Annotated in this window: 18 protein-coding genes; 11 read left to right on the top strand and 7 right to left on the bottom strand. The window is 65.1% G+C overall.

Annotation, left to right across the window (positions count from 1 at the left end):
• Positions 1-3: 3 nt before the first annotated feature.
• From WDM94_09755 to WDM94_09715, 9 genes are all read left to right on the top strand, one after another.
• Positions 4-222, top strand: a complete 219-nt coding sequence (locus WDM94_09755) for a hypothetical protein (GenBank protein ID MEJ0012895.1) — start codon at positions 4-6, stop codon at positions 220-222.
• A 26-nt stretch (positions 223-248) separates the two neighbouring features.
• Positions 249-584 carry a hypothetical protein gene (locus WDM94_09750; GenBank protein MEJ0012894.1) on the top strand — a complete coding sequence of 112 codons (336 nt, stop codon included), beginning with the start codon at positions 249-251 and terminating at the stop codon, positions 582-584.
• Positions 581-1,072, top strand: coding sequence for a regulatory protein GemA (locus WDM94_09745; protein MEJ0012893.1), 492 nt, complete (start codon positions 581-583; stop codon positions 1,070-1,072). Before WDM94_09750 ends, WDM94_09745 begins: the two co-directional genes overlap by 4 nt.
• Before the next feature lie 224 nt (positions 1,073-1,296).
• On the top strand, positions 1,297-1,704 hold the full coding sequence (locus WDM94_09740) for a helix-turn-helix domain-containing protein (GenBank protein MEJ0012892.1): 408 nt from the start codon (positions 1,297-1,299) through the stop codon (positions 1,702-1,704).
• Entirely contained in the window at positions 1,701-2,624 is a 924-nt protein-coding gene (locus WDM94_09735; protein ID MEJ0012891.1) for a Mu-like prophage major head subunit gpT family protein, read from the top strand. Before WDM94_09740 ends, WDM94_09735 begins: the two co-directional genes overlap by 4 nt.
• 179 nt (positions 2,625-2,803) lie before the next feature.
• Positions 2,804-3,145, top strand: a complete 342-nt coding sequence (locus tag WDM94_09730; protein ID MEJ0012890.1) for a hypothetical protein — start codon at positions 2,804-2,806, stop codon at positions 3,143-3,145.
• Positions 3,142-4,929, top strand: a complete 1,788-nt coding sequence (locus WDM94_09725) for a phage tail length tape measure family protein (protein MEJ0012889.1) — start codon at positions 3,142-3,144, stop codon at positions 4,927-4,929. Before WDM94_09730 ends, WDM94_09725 begins: the two co-directional genes overlap by 4 nt.
• Positions 4,930-4,984: 55 nt before the next feature.
• A complete protein-coding gene (locus WDM94_09720) occupies positions 4,985-5,566 on the top strand; it encodes a phage protease (GenBank protein MEJ0012888.1) in 582 nt (193 codons plus the stop codon).
• 165 nt (positions 5,567-5,731) lie between these two features.
• Positions 5,732-6,454, top strand: coding sequence for a DUF4386 family protein (locus WDM94_09715; GenBank protein ID MEJ0012887.1), 723 nt, complete (start codon positions 5,732-5,734; stop codon positions 6,452-6,454).
• Here the strand turns inward: WDM94_09715 and WDM94_09710 are convergent.
• The 6 genes from WDM94_09710 to WDM94_09685 form a co-directional block, all read right to left on the bottom strand.
• Positions 6,451-7,437 (bottom strand): CFI-box-CTERM domain-containing protein, encoded by a 987-nt coding sequence (locus WDM94_09710; protein MEJ0012886.1) that lies wholly within the window; start codon positions 7,435-7,437, stop codon positions 6,451-6,453. The two genes, WDM94_09715 and WDM94_09710, sit on opposite strands and share 4 nt — an antisense overlap.
• A 59-nt stretch (positions 7,438-7,496) precedes the next feature.
• Positions 7,497-8,705, bottom strand: a complete 1,209-nt coding sequence (gene glp / locus WDM94_09705) for a gephyrin-like molybdotransferase Glp (GenBank protein ID MEJ0012885.1) — start codon at positions 8,703-8,705, stop codon at positions 7,497-7,499.
• 135 nt (positions 8,706-8,840) lie between these two features.
• The gene (moaC, locus tag WDM94_09700; GenBank protein MEJ0012884.1) at positions 8,841-9,332 is read right to left on the bottom strand and encodes a cyclic pyranopterin monophosphate synthase MoaC; all 492 of its coding nucleotides are present in this window, start codon (positions 9,330-9,332) and stop codon (positions 8,841-8,843) included.
• Between the two features lie 3 nt (positions 9,333-9,335).
• Positions 9,336-10,145, bottom strand: a complete 810-nt coding sequence (trpC, locus tag WDM94_09695; protein ID MEJ0012883.1) for an indole-3-glycerol phosphate synthase TrpC — start codon at positions 10,143-10,145, stop codon at positions 9,336-9,338.
• A 4-nt stretch (positions 10,146-10,149) separates the two neighbouring features.
• Complete coding sequence (gene trpD, locus WDM94_09690; GenBank protein MEJ0012882.1) at positions 10,150-11,163, bottom strand: anthranilate phosphoribosyltransferase; 1,014 nt, start codon at positions 11,161-11,163, stop codon at positions 10,150-10,152.
• 1 nt (position 11,164) lies between these two features.
• Positions 11,165-11,794 carry an aminodeoxychorismate/anthranilate synthase component II gene (locus tag WDM94_09685; protein ID MEJ0012881.1) on the bottom strand — a complete coding sequence of 210 codons (630 nt, stop codon included), beginning with the start codon at positions 11,792-11,794 and terminating at the stop codon, positions 11,165-11,167.
• Between the two features lie 82 nt (positions 11,795-11,876).
• Here WDM94_09685 and WDM94_09680 point away from each other — a divergent pair, with 82 nt between their 5' ends.
• Together WDM94_09680 and WDM94_09675 are read left to right on the top strand one after the other, a co-directional pair.
• A complete protein-coding gene (locus WDM94_09680) occupies positions 11,877-12,071 on the top strand; it encodes a type II toxin-antitoxin system HicA family toxin (protein MEJ0012880.1) in 195 nt (64 codons plus the stop codon).
• Positions 12,071-12,277: a type II toxin-antitoxin system HicB family antitoxin gene (locus WDM94_09675; protein MEJ0012879.1), complete on the top strand. Its 207-nt coding sequence runs from the start codon at positions 12,071-12,073 to the stop codon at positions 12,275-12,277. The genes WDM94_09680 and WDM94_09675 overlap by 1 nt, the downstream gene beginning before the upstream one ends.
• Before the next feature lie 7 nt (positions 12,278-12,284).
• Here WDM94_09675 and trpE read toward each other — a convergent pair whose 3' ends face one another.
• On the bottom strand, positions 12,285-13,799 hold the full coding sequence (gene trpE / locus WDM94_09670) for an anthranilate synthase component I (GenBank protein MEJ0012878.1): 1,515 nt from the start codon (positions 13,797-13,799) through the stop codon (positions 12,285-12,287).
• Positions 13,800-13,803 lie beyond the last annotated feature (4 nt).

Raw genomic sequence — 13,803 nt, 5'->3', positions numbered from 1 at the left:
CGATTGGAAGAGAAAACGGAGCTGCCCGATATCGACCATTTGACGATTGATGAACTGCGCGCGGTTGTCCATGCCCAGCACGAGACCATCAGGGCGATCGTCGCCGACAACAACGCCTTCTCCACGTACCAGGAGAAGGGCAACCAGATCTGGGCGCGACAGGTGAACAGCCGGCTTTCGGCACTGTTCGAGGCGTTCAATCACCCCGACAAAATTCAATAGCACCGGCTTAGGAGGCCACGCGACCGATGACGACGCAAGACGACTATGACGCTGACGCTCTGCTGTCCGAGCTGTTGGATGCAGTTGATGTGCTTCCGCCCCGGTGGGCGGGAACGCAATACGCCTTCGGCGCCCTAATAAATCAGCACACGCTCGGCAGCCCGAAGAGGGAGGGCGACCTGATCGCTTTTATAGCGGCCGCGTTCGAAAACACCGAAGAGCAAATGCGGCGGCTGCGTCGAGTCATCAATAAGATCGAGACTGCGCGTGGAGCACATCTGCGGGCAATGGCGATGATTTTTGAGGGCGTCGAGAAGCGCAAGGCGAAGCGAGCACCTCGGCCGAGGCAGGCGGTAGCATGACCGTGGCGCGCGCGATATCAGGTAAACAGCTGGCTCTCTTGCACGTTGCGAAGAGCCGGCTGGCTCTCGATGACGGCGACTATCGCGCGATCCTCGCAAGTCATGGTGGCGGGGTCGAGAGCGCCAGCGACCTTGATGCCGCCGGTTTCACGATGGTTATGCACCGCTTCGCCGAGCTGGGCTTTCAGTCCACTTCGGCGAAGCGGGGCTTTGGCTCCCGAGCAGGCATGGCGTCACCGCGACAGATCGGGTTGATCCGAAAGCTTTGGGCGGAGTGGTCAGAAAGCGCTCCGCAGGATGAGGCGGCAATCAATCGGTGGCTTGAACGGCACTATGCCGTCTCCGCACTCCGGTTCCTGACCGCAGGGGCGGCGAGCAAGGCAATTACCGGCCTCAAGGCGATGGCCGGCCGAAAGCAATGTAAAATCGGGCTTCGACGCGCCAGCGTCGGCCGGGCAGACAAAAGCATCGCCGTAAAACGGGTTTAAAACAGGCTGGGCCGGCTCGGGTGGTCGCGCTAGTACGATGTGCCCGCGTGGGCTGGGCCGCATCCTAAGGGCCCGCGCGGAGCGGCGGAGCGATGCGGCGCTCTAGACCTTGGGTTCTCCTACTCGACAGTAGCCTGACAGTTGTCGGGCTGACACGCGCGCATTTGGCGCGATAAGTCTGGGCCATGTCGGTAGGACACCTTTCTGGCTCAACTCGGACGAACGTGGCGCGGCAACGCCAGCCGGCCATCAGCTCTAGATGCGTAAGGATCACCCTCGCCGAGATTGCGCGCGTCGTCGGTCCTTCCGCGGCCGACGCGCTTCTGACGGCTCGCGGTGGCACTCGCATTTACATCCCAACGGTGCGCCGCCTGGAGAGCAGTCATTGGCTGGTTGGCCTGCTCGGACAGGACGAAGCGACAAAGCTCTGCCGGAATTTCTCGCCCTACCTCGGGGGCTACGTGAATCTGCAGTCTCGCTATTCCTTCCATCAATTTGAACGTTGGCTGGCCGTGCGCGACATGACCCGACGTGGAGAGAGTGCGCGCGTGATCGCTCGCCACTTCGGCGTCACCGAACGGACCATTACGCGGATCAGAACGCGGCTACGCGAGGAAAAGGAATTGCCATGATCATCAATAAAGAGACTCTCAGCGCACTCTTCACGGGGTTTAAGACCGCCTTTAGCATTGGGGTGACTTCGGCGCCCTCGGTGTATCGCGAGATCGCGATGGTCGTGCCGTCTAATACTCGCGAAGAGATTTACGGCTGGCTCGGTCAGTTCCCTGGAGTGCGCGAGTGGATCGGGCCGCGCCAAATCAAGAATCTTTCGGCCCACAGTTTTTCCATCGTGAACCGTCTGTTCGAATCCACGATCGAAGTTCCGCGAACGGACATCGAAGACGACCGGCTTGGCGTCTTCGCGCCTATCGCTCAGGAACTCGGCAGGGCAGCCGCCGACCATCCCGACCAGTTGGTGTTCTCGCTGCTTGCGAGCGGCTTCACCACGAAGTGCTACGACGGCCAGAGCTTCTTCGATACCGACCATCCCGTTGGATTGAACGGCCAGTCGCCCGTTGTTTCCGTAAGCAACTTTCAGGATGGCGCCGGGCCGGCGTGGTTCCTTCTGGACACCACCCGCGCGATGAAGCCGATCATCTACCAGGAGCGCATCCCTTATAAACTCACCCAGCTCGACGACGACAGCGACAAGGAAGTGTTTCTCAACGATCGGTTCGTTTACGGCACTCGCGGACGCTCCAACGTTGGTTTCGGCCTGTGGCAGCTGGCCTATGCTTCGAAGGCCGCTCTGACGCCGGCAAACTATGAAGCGGCCCGTGCGGCGATGGCGACCATTACGGGCGATGAAGGGCGGCCGTTGAACGTGAAGCCAAACATTCTTGTCGTGCCGTCATCGCTGGAAGGTGCGGCGATGCGGCTGCTCAACAATGGCACCCGTATCGAGCTTGTCGGCGATGACGACACGCCGGTCGCAATTCAGAACGAGTGGGCGGGCACGGCCAAGCCGATCGTCACCGCCTGGTTGGGCTAGTCGGAAAACTCTGTTTCGGCGTGCCGGGTTCCTTGACGAGGGGAAGCTGACGCCGAAAACGACGAGCCGGAACAGAGAGGAGAGCGGAGCGATGGTTGAGGGTTCCGAATGACGACCGTCGCTCCATTCTCCACGTCTTGTGCGCGCCAGCTGTCGCAACAAACGCGAGGAACAACGCTGTGTTCACTTTGACGACTAATTTGGCGTTCACCCATGCGGTGTCTGTCAACGTTCCCTCGAATGGCGGATTCCGCGTCGAGACATTCAAGGCGACGTTTCGAGTGCTCTCCGTCGATGAAGTTGCGCAATTCGCCCCCTCATCGTCAGCGGACACGAGGAAATTTCTGCAGGCCGCGATTATCACCCTCGACGATCTGGTTGACGACGCCGGCGTTGCTATCCCTTACAGCGACTCTTTGCGTGATCAGGTGATCGACCTGCCGTTCGCACGACTGGCGCTTATTCACACCTACATAGAAGCGGTGACGAAAACGCGCGTAGCTAGAAATTCCTCACGATGACCATGCGCCTCTCGCTTATCATCAATGGCGACGCCACCGGCGCAGCCAAGGCAGCTAACACGGCCGCCGCGGCGATTGAAAATGTTGGCAAGGCGTCGGTCGCTGGAACTCGCGCGATCGAGGCGCAATCGTCTGCGATGTCGTCACGCTGGCAACAGGCGGCGGGCGCCGCCGGTGTCGCAAGCCAGGCGTTCAAACTCAACTCCTTCCAGATGCAGAACATGGCGTTCCAGATGAACGACATGGCAACGATGCTTGCCAGCGGGCAAAGCCCGTTCGTCATGCTAATGCAGCAAGGGATGCAGATCAGCCAGATATTTGGACCAGGCGTCGGCGTTGCTGCGGCTCTAAAGGGAGTTGGTGCCGCGCTCCTCTCATTTGTCACCAATCCGCTGAACTTGGCGGTTCTGGCATTTGCCGCGGCCGGCGGCGCGGCCTCATTGCTGTTCCGAACGATCGCGGGAGGCAGCGAGAGTGCAAGCGATGCCCTTCAACGGCACGAGGATTTGGTCAAGGCGGTGCGTGAGCAGTACCAGCTCGCCGGTGGCGCAGCGGAAGACTGGGGTAAGAAGATCGCGGGCGTCACCCTGCTGCAGGCCCAGCAGGATTTGGACACCCAACAGCGTAACTTCGCGGCGGCGCGCGGCGCCCTCGCACAATCGTCACTCGACTTCCGGGGTCAGGTTGTCGGGCGACCTTACGCTGAGGAATTGCAGGCTCTATTTAATCTCAATCAACAAGCCGCCCGTGGTGCGATCACGATCGAAGCGTATCGCGCGAAACTCGACGCTATCGGTACGGCGTCGTCGTATGAGCCGGTGAGGCGCTACGCCGTTCAATTGCAGAACGCCAGCGACAATGCGCTGGCCTTTTCAGGTCGAGTGCAGGACGCGCAAAAGGCGATCGACGCTCTGAACGGCACGATGCAAAAAGCGTCCGGCATGGACAGTTTGCGCGCGCAGCTCGCAGGCGTCAGCGGCCAGATGTCAAAGGGTCTGCAGAGTCGTTTCGAAGATGCGTTTACGCCCCGTAAGTCACAGGATGTTCCTGCCCCCGCTAAGATTGGTCCGCCGATCTCACTCGTGGATTTCGGGGCTGCAACAAGCGCGGTATCGGCCTTGAACGAAAAGCTGAGCGTTGGCCGTGATCTCGTATCCGGCTTTGTTGGAGGGCTCCGTGCTGACGCAAAAGCCGGGGTGTCTGCGATCGACGCTCTCGGGAATGCTTTCGGTCGCCTTGGCGATCGTCTTTTGGACATGGCTCTCGATCAGGCGATCGACGGCCTCTTTGCCAAGCTGGCTGGGTCGTCTTCCTACATGGGCGGCTCGATACTCGGCGGCGTCGGATCGGCAGCAACAGGCTACGCGTGGGGCGGTTTAAACGCAGCTGGCGGGATGTTGAGAGGACCAGGGACGGGCACCTCGGATAGCATCGTTGCGCGCGTTTCGAACGGGGAGTTCATCGTCAATGCGGCGGCGACGGCGCGCCACCGGCCGATGCTCGAAGCAATCAACAATTATCCGCCCCTGCAGCGGTTCGCCGATGGCGGCTACGTTGGCGCGGACGCCGCGTTTGGCAGCGGTTCGGCACGTGGTGGGCCGCCTTGGAAACTTGAGATCGTCAACGAGAGCGGCTCGCCAGTGAAGGACGGGGGAGTGCGCAACGAAGGCGGCGTCAACATTCAACGTATCGTCATCGCTGCTGTCACGGAGGACATCCAGAGCGGTGGGAGTCTAGCCCGCACGATAGAGGGCACTTACAACATGCGGCGCCGCACTCGATGAGCCCGAACCGCTCATTGCGCCTTCGGGCTTCCAGCGTCGGACTATGGGCTAAGGCGTGACGACAGGAACGGCGATAGCAATTTGTTCTGGGCAGCAGTTGCCGGCCGGGCCGCCGGATTGGATACAGCTCACGCCTGTCGGGCAGATTACAACGGTTGATGGGCGTGGCCCATACAACCTCGTTTCGCCGGCGAGGGTCGCGAGTGAGAGTCTCGCCGCGACTGATCGCCTTCTTATTGACGAAAACCACGCCACCGACCTTGCAGCATCTAAGGGAGCGTCGGCGCCGGCTCGTGGTTGGATCGTCGCGCTTGAACCGCGCGCTGACGGAATATGGGGTCGGGTAGAATGGACAATCAGCGGCGCCAAGTTGCTAGCCGACCGTGCCTACCGCTTTATCTCGCCTGTCATAGCCGTCACGGCAGATGGCACGATCGAGCGAGTGTTGCGAGCCTCGCTAACTAACGTTCCAAACATTAGGGGGATGGCAGCTCTGAATCACCTGCTGGCCGGCGCTGATGAGACGCCGCCGCTTTCCGACTTTGAGCGACAGCTAGCGCGGCGCCTCGGCATACCTGAGGCCGCCTTTGCGGTGGCGCTTGCGGCCGGTCGGGCGAACGGCAGCACGAACCCCTGACCTCGCCAAATGCGATCTGATGGCGACGGCTTCCATTCGTTCCCGCATAAAACCGGCTGTTCCCGCTCCAAACGATCAATCAAACCCAGCAACGGTCAGTTAAAGAAAGCACATCCACCGTTTCCCGTGCGATATCTCGCCGGGGACAACAGGGGCGACTCAACCATGGCTGATACTTCGGCGAGCCCGGGCACCGTGCGGTGGCTCGGGGTGGCGTTCATTGTGTTCGCGATCGCGTTCAATCTGCCGTTCTCCTACCTCGGCGCGAACTTCAACTATCCGGCGATCCTCCGGGAGCCGGTCGGGACGATCCTGACGGCGTTTACGGCGGGCGGGACGGGGCTGGTCCTCGCGTGGTTCGGGTTCATGGTGGCGGCGCTGGTGCTGGCGCCGGTCGCAGTCGGAATTGCCAAGGTTACGCAACGGGTTGGCAATGCGGCCTATGCCGTGGCGGGGCTCGGGATCGCGGCGGGATTGGCGCAGGCGATCGGGCTGTCGCGTTGGATTTATGCGGCGCCGGGACTGGCGGCCGAGTGGAATGCGGCGGCCGATCCCGCGGCAAAAGCTGCGGTGGAACAACTGTTCACGACGCTGCACCAGTTTGCCGGCGTGGGCGTCGGCGAGGCGATCGGGCAGTCGCTGACGGCGTTCTGGGTTATCGGCGTGGCGCTCGCACAATCGAGCCATCCGCGGTTCGGGGCGGCGGTCGCAAGCCTCGGAATTATCACGGGAATCATCCTGATCCTCGGTCTGGCCGAGGGGCTGGCGACGGCGATCCCGTTCAGCGTCGGGATACTCGGATTGGCCGCGCTGGTCGGGTTCGTGCTGCTGTCGCTGTGGCTGGTCTGGACGGGGATACTCTGCATCCTGCGGCCAGCGACTGCCTAGCCGGGCAGGGCTCCGAGGTAGCGTGCGGTCATCGCCTGCATCATCCGGCGATAGGTCCACCAGGCCAGCGCATTGAGGCCGAGGCGCGCCGCAAGCGCGCTCGGCACGATGTAGCGGAAGTAGAGGCGAAGCAGGTCGCGCTCCGCGCCGCGGCGCGCGATCTCGGCAAGGATAGCCGGCGCCGTCGCGTAATAGCGGGCAATGTCGCGCCGGCCTTCCGGCGACTTGGCCATGACCGTATCGCGGAAATGGCGGAGCGTGGTGAGTTCGGCGCAGTCGTCGGGCAGGCCGATCATCGTGCAGCATGCCGTGGTGATGAAGCAGCTGCCCTGGCCGGAGCCTGAACTCGAGGGCGCCGAGAAGCCGGAGGGAGCGCCGGCCGACGGGTTGCCCAAGCCGCGGACGTTGTAGTTGTAGTCGGGGATCGCCTTCATCGCCGCCATCGCGTCGGCCGCGCCGGTGAGGTCGATATCGTAGACGACGAGGTCGTTCGCGGTGAACACGACCTTGAGATTCGACGCCGTCGTGAGCCCCGCAAGATTTTCGCCGAAATACGTCGCGAGGTCGCGATCTTCCGAGCCGGCGGTGGTGAAGGCATCGACCTCGCGACCGTCGATGACGACACGGGTCTCGGAGCCGCCGAGAAGCGATCCGTTCTGGCCGATCGAAAGCTTGCCGGCGTAGCTGCTATTGCCGGAGAAATATTCCAGCTTCAGGTCTGCCGAGCCGCGGATGCCATCCCTGCTGCCACTGGCGACTCGGGTGGCAGCAGGCAGCAACGTCGCGTTGGAGACGTTGGCGATCGATACGACATGCCAGTTGCCATAGTCGCGGACGACCGGTGCGCTCGGGTCGCCCGTGATGCCTTCGGGTGGCGGCATCTCGGTGGTGTGGGTCGCGAACTGGGCACGCGCGGCAAGCGGCACACCGGCGACGGTGAGGCTCAGCATCGCGAGAAACCGGCGCCGCGTCGTATGCAGCATAGTCGTGCCCCCCTTATCAACGCAGAATAGCAATCCGCATCGGCGCGGCAAAGTCACGCTTAGCGGAGGCGGATGATCCGGCAGGCGTCGCCGGCCTTCGCGGCCGGGGCGTTCACGGCGCGGACAAGCAGGCAGTCGGCGGCAGCCAGGACCGATAGTTGCGACGAATCCTGCCGCGGCAGCGGCGTGACCAGCGGCAGGTCGTCGGCCTGCGTCAGGGTCGCCCGGACATAATCCTGGCGGTGGTCGTTGGCAGCGATGTTCACCGCGAGCACCGCCGGCTCGCTGCGGTCGCGGAGCGGGCGACCGAGCAGGGTGTCGACCAGCGGCGCGAGGAAGAGAAGTGCGCAGACGAGGCTCGACACCGGGTTGCCAGGCAGGCCGAGGACGCGCATCGCGCCGATGCGGCCGAACATCAGCGGCTTGCCCGGGCGCATCGCGATCTTCCAGAAGTCGAGCGCCATGCCGCGAGCGGCGAGCGCCTTGCCAACCAGATCGTGGTCGCCGACGGAGGCGCCGCCGAGCGTCATCAGGATATCGGCGGGGAGCGACACCGCCTGATCGATGGCGCGTTCCGTGTCGGCAAGGTTGTCGCCGACGATGCCGAGATCATAGGGCTCGCCGCCGATGGAGCGGATGTACGCGGCAAGGCCCGGGGCGCTGGCGGCGATGATCTGGTCGCCGGTCGGCATCGTGCCGGGCGGCACCAGTTCGTCGCCGGTGGAGACGATCGCGATTTTGGGACGGCGGCGGACGGGCAGCGTGGCGTGGCCCATGGCGGCGGCGAGCGCCAGCTCGCGGGAGGCGAGGTCGCGGCCGGCGTAGAGCAGCACGGCGCCGGTCTTGAAATCGAGCCCGGCGGGGCGGACGTAGCGGCCGGCGGCGACGCCGGCGCGGGCGACGACGGCGCTCGTTTCCAGTGCCTCGGCATCTTCCTGGATCAGGATGGCGTCGGCGCCTTCCGGCACCGGCGCGCCAGTGAAGATGCGGACGGCGTCGCCCGGGCCGACCTTACCGGCGAAGCCGGCACCGGCGGCGGACATGCCGAGGAGACGCAGCCGCACCGGCGGCGCGGCGATATCGGCGACGCGGACGGCGTAACCGTCCATGGCCGAGGCGGGGAAGGGGGGCTGGGTGCGGAGCGCGGCGAGCGGCGCGGCGAGCGTGCGGCCGTCGGCGGCGTCGAGCGGCACGGTCTCGGCATCGATCGGCACCGCGCCCGCAACGATGCGGGCGATGGCGTCATCGACGGAGAGGAGATCAGCCATTGGGCTTTGGAGCGCGGTCGATCCCCTCCCGCCCTCCCCCTTGCAGGGGGAGGAGTCCGCCGACCGCGTTTGGGACGAAGAACTCCTCCCCATGAAAGGGGGAGGCAGGGAGGGGATCACTTTCTCCTGGCGCACTCACGTCCGTTTCCACACGCCGGACTTGCCGCCGCGCTTCTCTGTCAGACGAATGCCCGTGATCTCGAGGTCGCGGTCGCCGGTCGACTTCGCCATGTCGTAGATCGTCAGGCAGGCGACGCTGACGGCGGTGAGCGCCTCCATCTCGAAGCCGGTCTGGCCGCTGCCCTTGACGGTGGCGCGAAGGCGCAGGCCGGGGATACGGGTATCGCTTTCGATCTCGATATCGATCGAGCTGGTCAGCAGCGGATGGGTGAGGGGGATCAGCTCGTGCGTCCGCTTAGCCGCCATGATGCCGGCGAGGCGGGCGGTGGCGATGACGTTGCCCTTGCGCTCGCGGGCGAAATCGTCGGAGACGACGAGCGCCAGTGTCGCCGGATGCATCGCGACCTGGCCCTCGGCGACGGCGACGCGTTTGGTCACGCGCTTGCCGCCGACATCGACCATGCGGACGTTGCCGGTCTTGTCGACGTGGCTGAGCGCCTTCGCCACCGGCTACTCCGCGGCGACAGTGGCGGGCGTGAGCAGGCGGCGGGTCGCATCGGCGACATCGGCTTCGCGCATCAGGCTTTCGCCGACGAGATAGGCGCCCATGCCGGCGCGCTTCAACCGCGCGATGTCGGTCGGCGTGGAGATGCCGCTTTCGCCGACCAGCACGCGATCCTTCGGCACCAGCGGCGCCAGCGTCTCGCTGACTGTCAGCGACGTGACGAAGGTGTGGAGGTCGCGGTTGTTGATGCCGATCAGGCGCGATTTCAGCTTCAGGCCGCGCGCCAGCTCGGCTTCGTTGTGGACCTCGATCAGGACGTCCATGCCATGCGCCAGCGCGGCGTCCTCCAGCGCGTGCGCCTCGGCGTCGGTGACGCCGGCCATGATGATGAGGATGCAGTCCGCGCCCCAGGCACGGGCCTCGTCGACCTGATACGGCTCGTAGAGGAAGTCCTTGCGCAGCGCCGGCAGATCGACAGCGGCAAGGGCGGCGACGAGATACTCCGGCGCGCCCTGGAAGAATGGTGCGTCGGTCAGCACCGACAGGCAAGCGGCGCCGCCATCCTTGTAGGCGCGGGCCAAAGCGGGCGGATCGAAGTCGGCGCGGATCAGGCCTCGCGACGGGCTGGCCTTCTTGATCTCGGCAATCAATGCAGGCTTGCCGGCGCCAATCTTCTTTTCCAACGCGCGCAGGAAGCCGCGCGGCGGCGGCGCGGCCTTGGCGCGCTTGGCGATCTCGGCCGGCGACACCTTCGCCTTGGCGGCGGCGATCTCGGCGCGCTTGCTGATCTCGATTTTCTTGAGGATGTCGGCCATGGCGTCAACCGTTCGAGGTCGCGACGAGGCGGTCGAGCCGCTCGGTCGCCTTGCCGGCGTCGATGGTGGCGGCGGCCAGTTCGGCGCCTTCGGCGAGATTGCGCGCGAGGCCGGCGACGACGAGCGCGGCGCCGGCGTTGAGCAGCACCGTGTCGCGGTAGGCATTGCGCTCGCCGTCGAGCACGGCGCGGAGCGCCTCGGCGTTGCGGGCAGAGTCGCCGCCCTTGATCTCGGCCAGCTCGCGCGGGCGCAGGCCCGCGTCATCGGGGCGGATCGTAAAGACGCGCACGGCGCCGTTCTCGATCGCGGCGACCTTGGTGTCGCCGGCGGGCGAAATCTCGTCGAGGCCGCCGTGGCCGTGGACGACCCAGGCGCGCTCGGCGCCGAGGCCCATCAGCACGTTGGCCAGCGGCTCGACCCAATCGGGCGAATAGACGCCGAGCAGATATTTCTTCACGCCGGCCGGGTTGGACAGCGGGCCGATCAAGTTGAACACCGTGCGGATGCCGAGCTCGGCGCGCGCCGGGCCGACGTGCTTCATTGCCGAATGATGCGCCGGTGCGAACATGAAGCCGATGCCGGCTTCGCGGATGCACTTCGAGATCAGCTCGGGGCCGATGTCGATCTTGACGCCCAGCGCGGTCAGCGTATCGGCGGCGCCAGACTTGGACGACAGGTTGCGGTTGCCGTGCTTGGCGACCGGCACGCCGGCGCCGGCCACGACGAAGGCCGAGGCGGTCGAGATATTGTAGCTGCCCGAGCCATCACCGCCGGTGCCGACGACGTCCATCGCGTTCGGCGGCGCTTCGACCTTCGTCATCTTGTCGCGCATGGTGGCGACGGCGCCGGAGATTTCGTCGATGGTCTCGCCGCGCAGGCGCAGCCCCATGAGGAACGCGCCGATCTGCGCCGGGGTCGCCTCGCCCGACATGATGACGCCGAAGGCTTCGCGGGATTCATCCTGTGTCAGCTTCGCGCCGGAGGCGACCTTGCCGATGGCGGCTTTGAGGTCAGCCATGTCAGGCGACCGACCGCAGGGCGCGGTGCTTCCTGTTCCAGTCGGCGGCGATGTCGAGGAAATTTTTCAGGACCAGGTGGCCGTGCTCAGAGGCGATCGACTCCGGATGGAATTGCACGCCGTGGACCGGGTACGTGCGGTGCATGGCGCCCATGACGACGCCGTCGTTGGCGGTCGCGGTGACTTCCAGCACCGGCGGCATCGTCTCCGGGGCGACCTGCAGGGAGTGATAGCGCGTCGCGTTGAAGTTGCCGTTGATGCCGCGGAAGACGCCACGGCCGTTGTGCGTGATCTCGGAAAGCTTGCCGTGCATCTGGGTCGGCGCGCGCGTGACCGTGCCGCCGTAGACCTGGCCCATCGCCTGGTAGCCGAGGCAGACGCCGAAGGTCGGGATGTCGGCGCCGACCGTTTCGATCAGCGACAGGCAGATGCCGGCCTCGTTCGGGGTGCAGGGGCCCGGCGAGATGACGATCGCGTCCGGGTCCATCGCTTTGACCTCGGCGACGCTGATCCTGTCGTTGCGGCGCACGGTGACCTTCGCCCCAAGCTCGCCGAGGTAGTGGACGAGGTTGTAGGTGAAGCTGTCGTAGTTATCGATGACGAGGACGTTCATGGCGTTGTCGTGTCTCATTTTGTTGCCGGCGATGCAACAGCGGACGGCTTGACAAACCGGCTTCAGGTTCTTCGTATGTTCTTGGGCTGGGGGACGTCAATTGAAGGTTCGCGAGGCGATCCGGCTGATCGAGGATGACGGCTGGTTTCTCATTGTCACCCGCGGAAGCCATCGGCAGTACAAGCACCTTCGCAAGCCGGGGCGTGTTACGATTGCCGGAAAGTCATCGGACGATCTTTCACCGGGAACGCGGAATAGCATCTTGAAGCAGGCTGGCCTTACGGAGACGAAGTAGTGCGCTACGCAGTGGTGATCGAGAAGGCGGGCGACAACTATTCGGCCTACGTGCCCGACCTGCCGGGGTGCGTCGCCACCGGCGATACGGTTGCCGAGGTTGAGAAGACAATCGGCGAGGCGATCCGGCTGCATATCGACGGCTTGAAGGAGGATCGGCTCCCGATTCCGCCGCCGAGTGCGCGAGCGGAGTACGTCGAGGCGTAGGCTTCCGCTACTGCCCCCGTCCAACCCCTGACGCAAACCGCACTGCTTCCTCGGCCGCCCTGAAAAGCGCGCGGGCCTTGGCGACGCACTCGTCGTGTTCTTTTTCCGGCACCGAGTCCGCCACCACGCCGGCGCCGGATTGCACGTACATCTTGCCGTCCTTCACGATCGAGGTCCTGAGCACGATGCAGGTGTCCATGTCGCCGTCGGCGGTGAAGTAGCCGACGCAGCCGGCGTAGATGCCGCGCTTGTCGACCTCGAGTTCGTCGATGATCTGCATGGCGCGGACTTTTGGCGCGCCCGATACGGTGCCGGCGGGGAAGCCAGCGACCAGCGCGTCCAGCGCATCGTGCGGGGCGGCAAGCTTGCCGATCACGTTCGAGACGATGTGCATGACGTGGCTGTAGCGCTCGATGAAGAACTGGTCGGTGACCTTCACCGTGCCGATCTCGGCGACGCGGCCGACATCGTTGCGGCCGAGGTCGAGCAGCATCAGGTGCTCGGCGCGCTCCTTGGGGTCGGCGAGGAGCTCGACCGACAGCGCCTTGTCGATCTCGGGCGTCTCGCCGCGCGGGCGGGTGCCGGCGATCGGGCGAATGGTGATCTCGCCGTCGCGGGCGCGCACGAGAATCTCGGGGCTCGAGCCGGCCAGCGCGAACTCGCCGAAGTCGAGGTAGTAGAGGAACGGCGACGGGTTGGTGCGGCGGAGCGCCCGGTAGAGCGCGAACGGCGGCAGGTCGAACGGCGCCTCGAAACGCTGCGACAGCACGACCTGGAAGATGTCGCCGGCGGCGATGTATTCCTTCGCGCGGCGCACCATGCCGAGATATTTTTCGCGTGGCGTGTTGGACTGCACCGCGATGTCCATGTCGACGGGGCCGGCGTCGGCGGATTTGTCGAGCGGCGTGTCGAGGCGGTCGACGACGGCCATCAGGCGGTCGATGGCGCGGGCGTGGGCCTGATCGGCGCGGATGCCCTTGGCGGGGCGCGCGGCGGAGACGATGGTGACCTCGTCCTTGACCGCGTCGAAGATGACGATGGTGGTCGGGCGAAACAGGATCGCGTCGGGCAGGCCGAGCGGGTCGGGATTGGGGGCGCCGAGGTCCTCCATCTGGCGAACCATGTCGTAGCCGAGGTAGCCGAAGACGCCGGCGGCCATCGGCGGCAAGCTGGCCGGCAGGCGGATGCGGGATTCGCCGATGACGCGGCGGATGGCGGCGAGCGCCGGCTCGGCCATCGGCTCGTACGTTTCGCGCGATGTCTTCGGGTCGTTGTTGATCTCGGCGCGGTCGCCGAAGGCGCGAAAGATCATGTCGGGCTCGATGCCGATGATCGAGTAGCGGCCGCGCACGGCGCCGCCCTCCACCGACTCGAGCAGGAAGCAGTCCTTGCGGCCGGCGGAGAGCTTCAGCATGGCGCTGACCGGCGTCTCGAGATCGGCGACCAGACGCGTCCACACGACCTGCGCCTCGCCGGCGTCGTAGCGGGCGGCAAACTCGGGGAGGGCCGGCTCGATCAGCATGTCG

This window comes from Bauldia sp. (assembly GCA_037200845.1).
Classification (GTDB): domain Bacteria; phylum Pseudomonadota; class Alphaproteobacteria; order Rhizobiales; family Kaistiaceae; genus DASZQY01.
The sequence above is the reverse complement of the archived record's forward strand: the minus strand, read 5'-3'. Positions and strand labels throughout refer to the sequence as shown.

Coding starts and splice junctions, on each gene's coding strand:
- trpE (MEJ0012878.1), bottom strand. CDS start 13,799: ATGCTGATCGAGCCGGCCCTCCCCGAGTTTGCCGCCCGCTACGACGCC.
- WDM94_09685 (MEJ0012881.1), bottom strand. CDS start 11,794: ATGAGACACGACAACGCCATGAACGTCCTCGTCATCGATAACTACGAC.
- WDM94_09710 (MEJ0012886.1), bottom strand. CDS start 7,437: ATGCTGCATACGACGCGGCGCCGGTTTCTCGCGATGCTGAGCCTCACC.
- WDM94_09750 (MEJ0012894.1), top strand. CDS start 249: ATGACGACGCAAGACGACTATGACGCTGACGCTCTGCTGTCCGAGCTG.
- WDM94_09745 (MEJ0012893.1), top strand. CDS start 581: ATGACCGTGGCGCGCGCGATATCAGGTAAACAGCTGGCTCTCTTGCAC.
- WDM94_09715 (MEJ0012887.1), top strand. CDS start 5,732: ATGGCTGATACTTCGGCGAGCCCGGGCACCGTGCGGTGGCTCGGGGTG.
- trpC (MEJ0012883.1), bottom strand. CDS start 10,145: ATGGCCGACATCCTCAAGAAAATCGAGATCAGCAAGCGCGCCGAGATC.
- WDM94_09735 (MEJ0012891.1), top strand. CDS start 1,701: ATGATCATCAATAAAGAGACTCTCAGCGCACTCTTCACGGGGTTTAAG.
- WDM94_09725 (MEJ0012889.1), top strand. CDS start 3,142: ATGACCATGCGCCTCTCGCTTATCATCAATGGCGACGCCACCGGCGCA.
- glp (MEJ0012885.1), bottom strand. CDS start 8,705: ATGGCTGATCTCCTCTCCGTCGATGACGCCATCGCCCGCATCGTTGCG.
- trpD (MEJ0012882.1), bottom strand. CDS start 11,163: ATGGCTGACCTCAAAGCCGCCATCGGCAAGGTCGCCTCCGGCGCGAAG.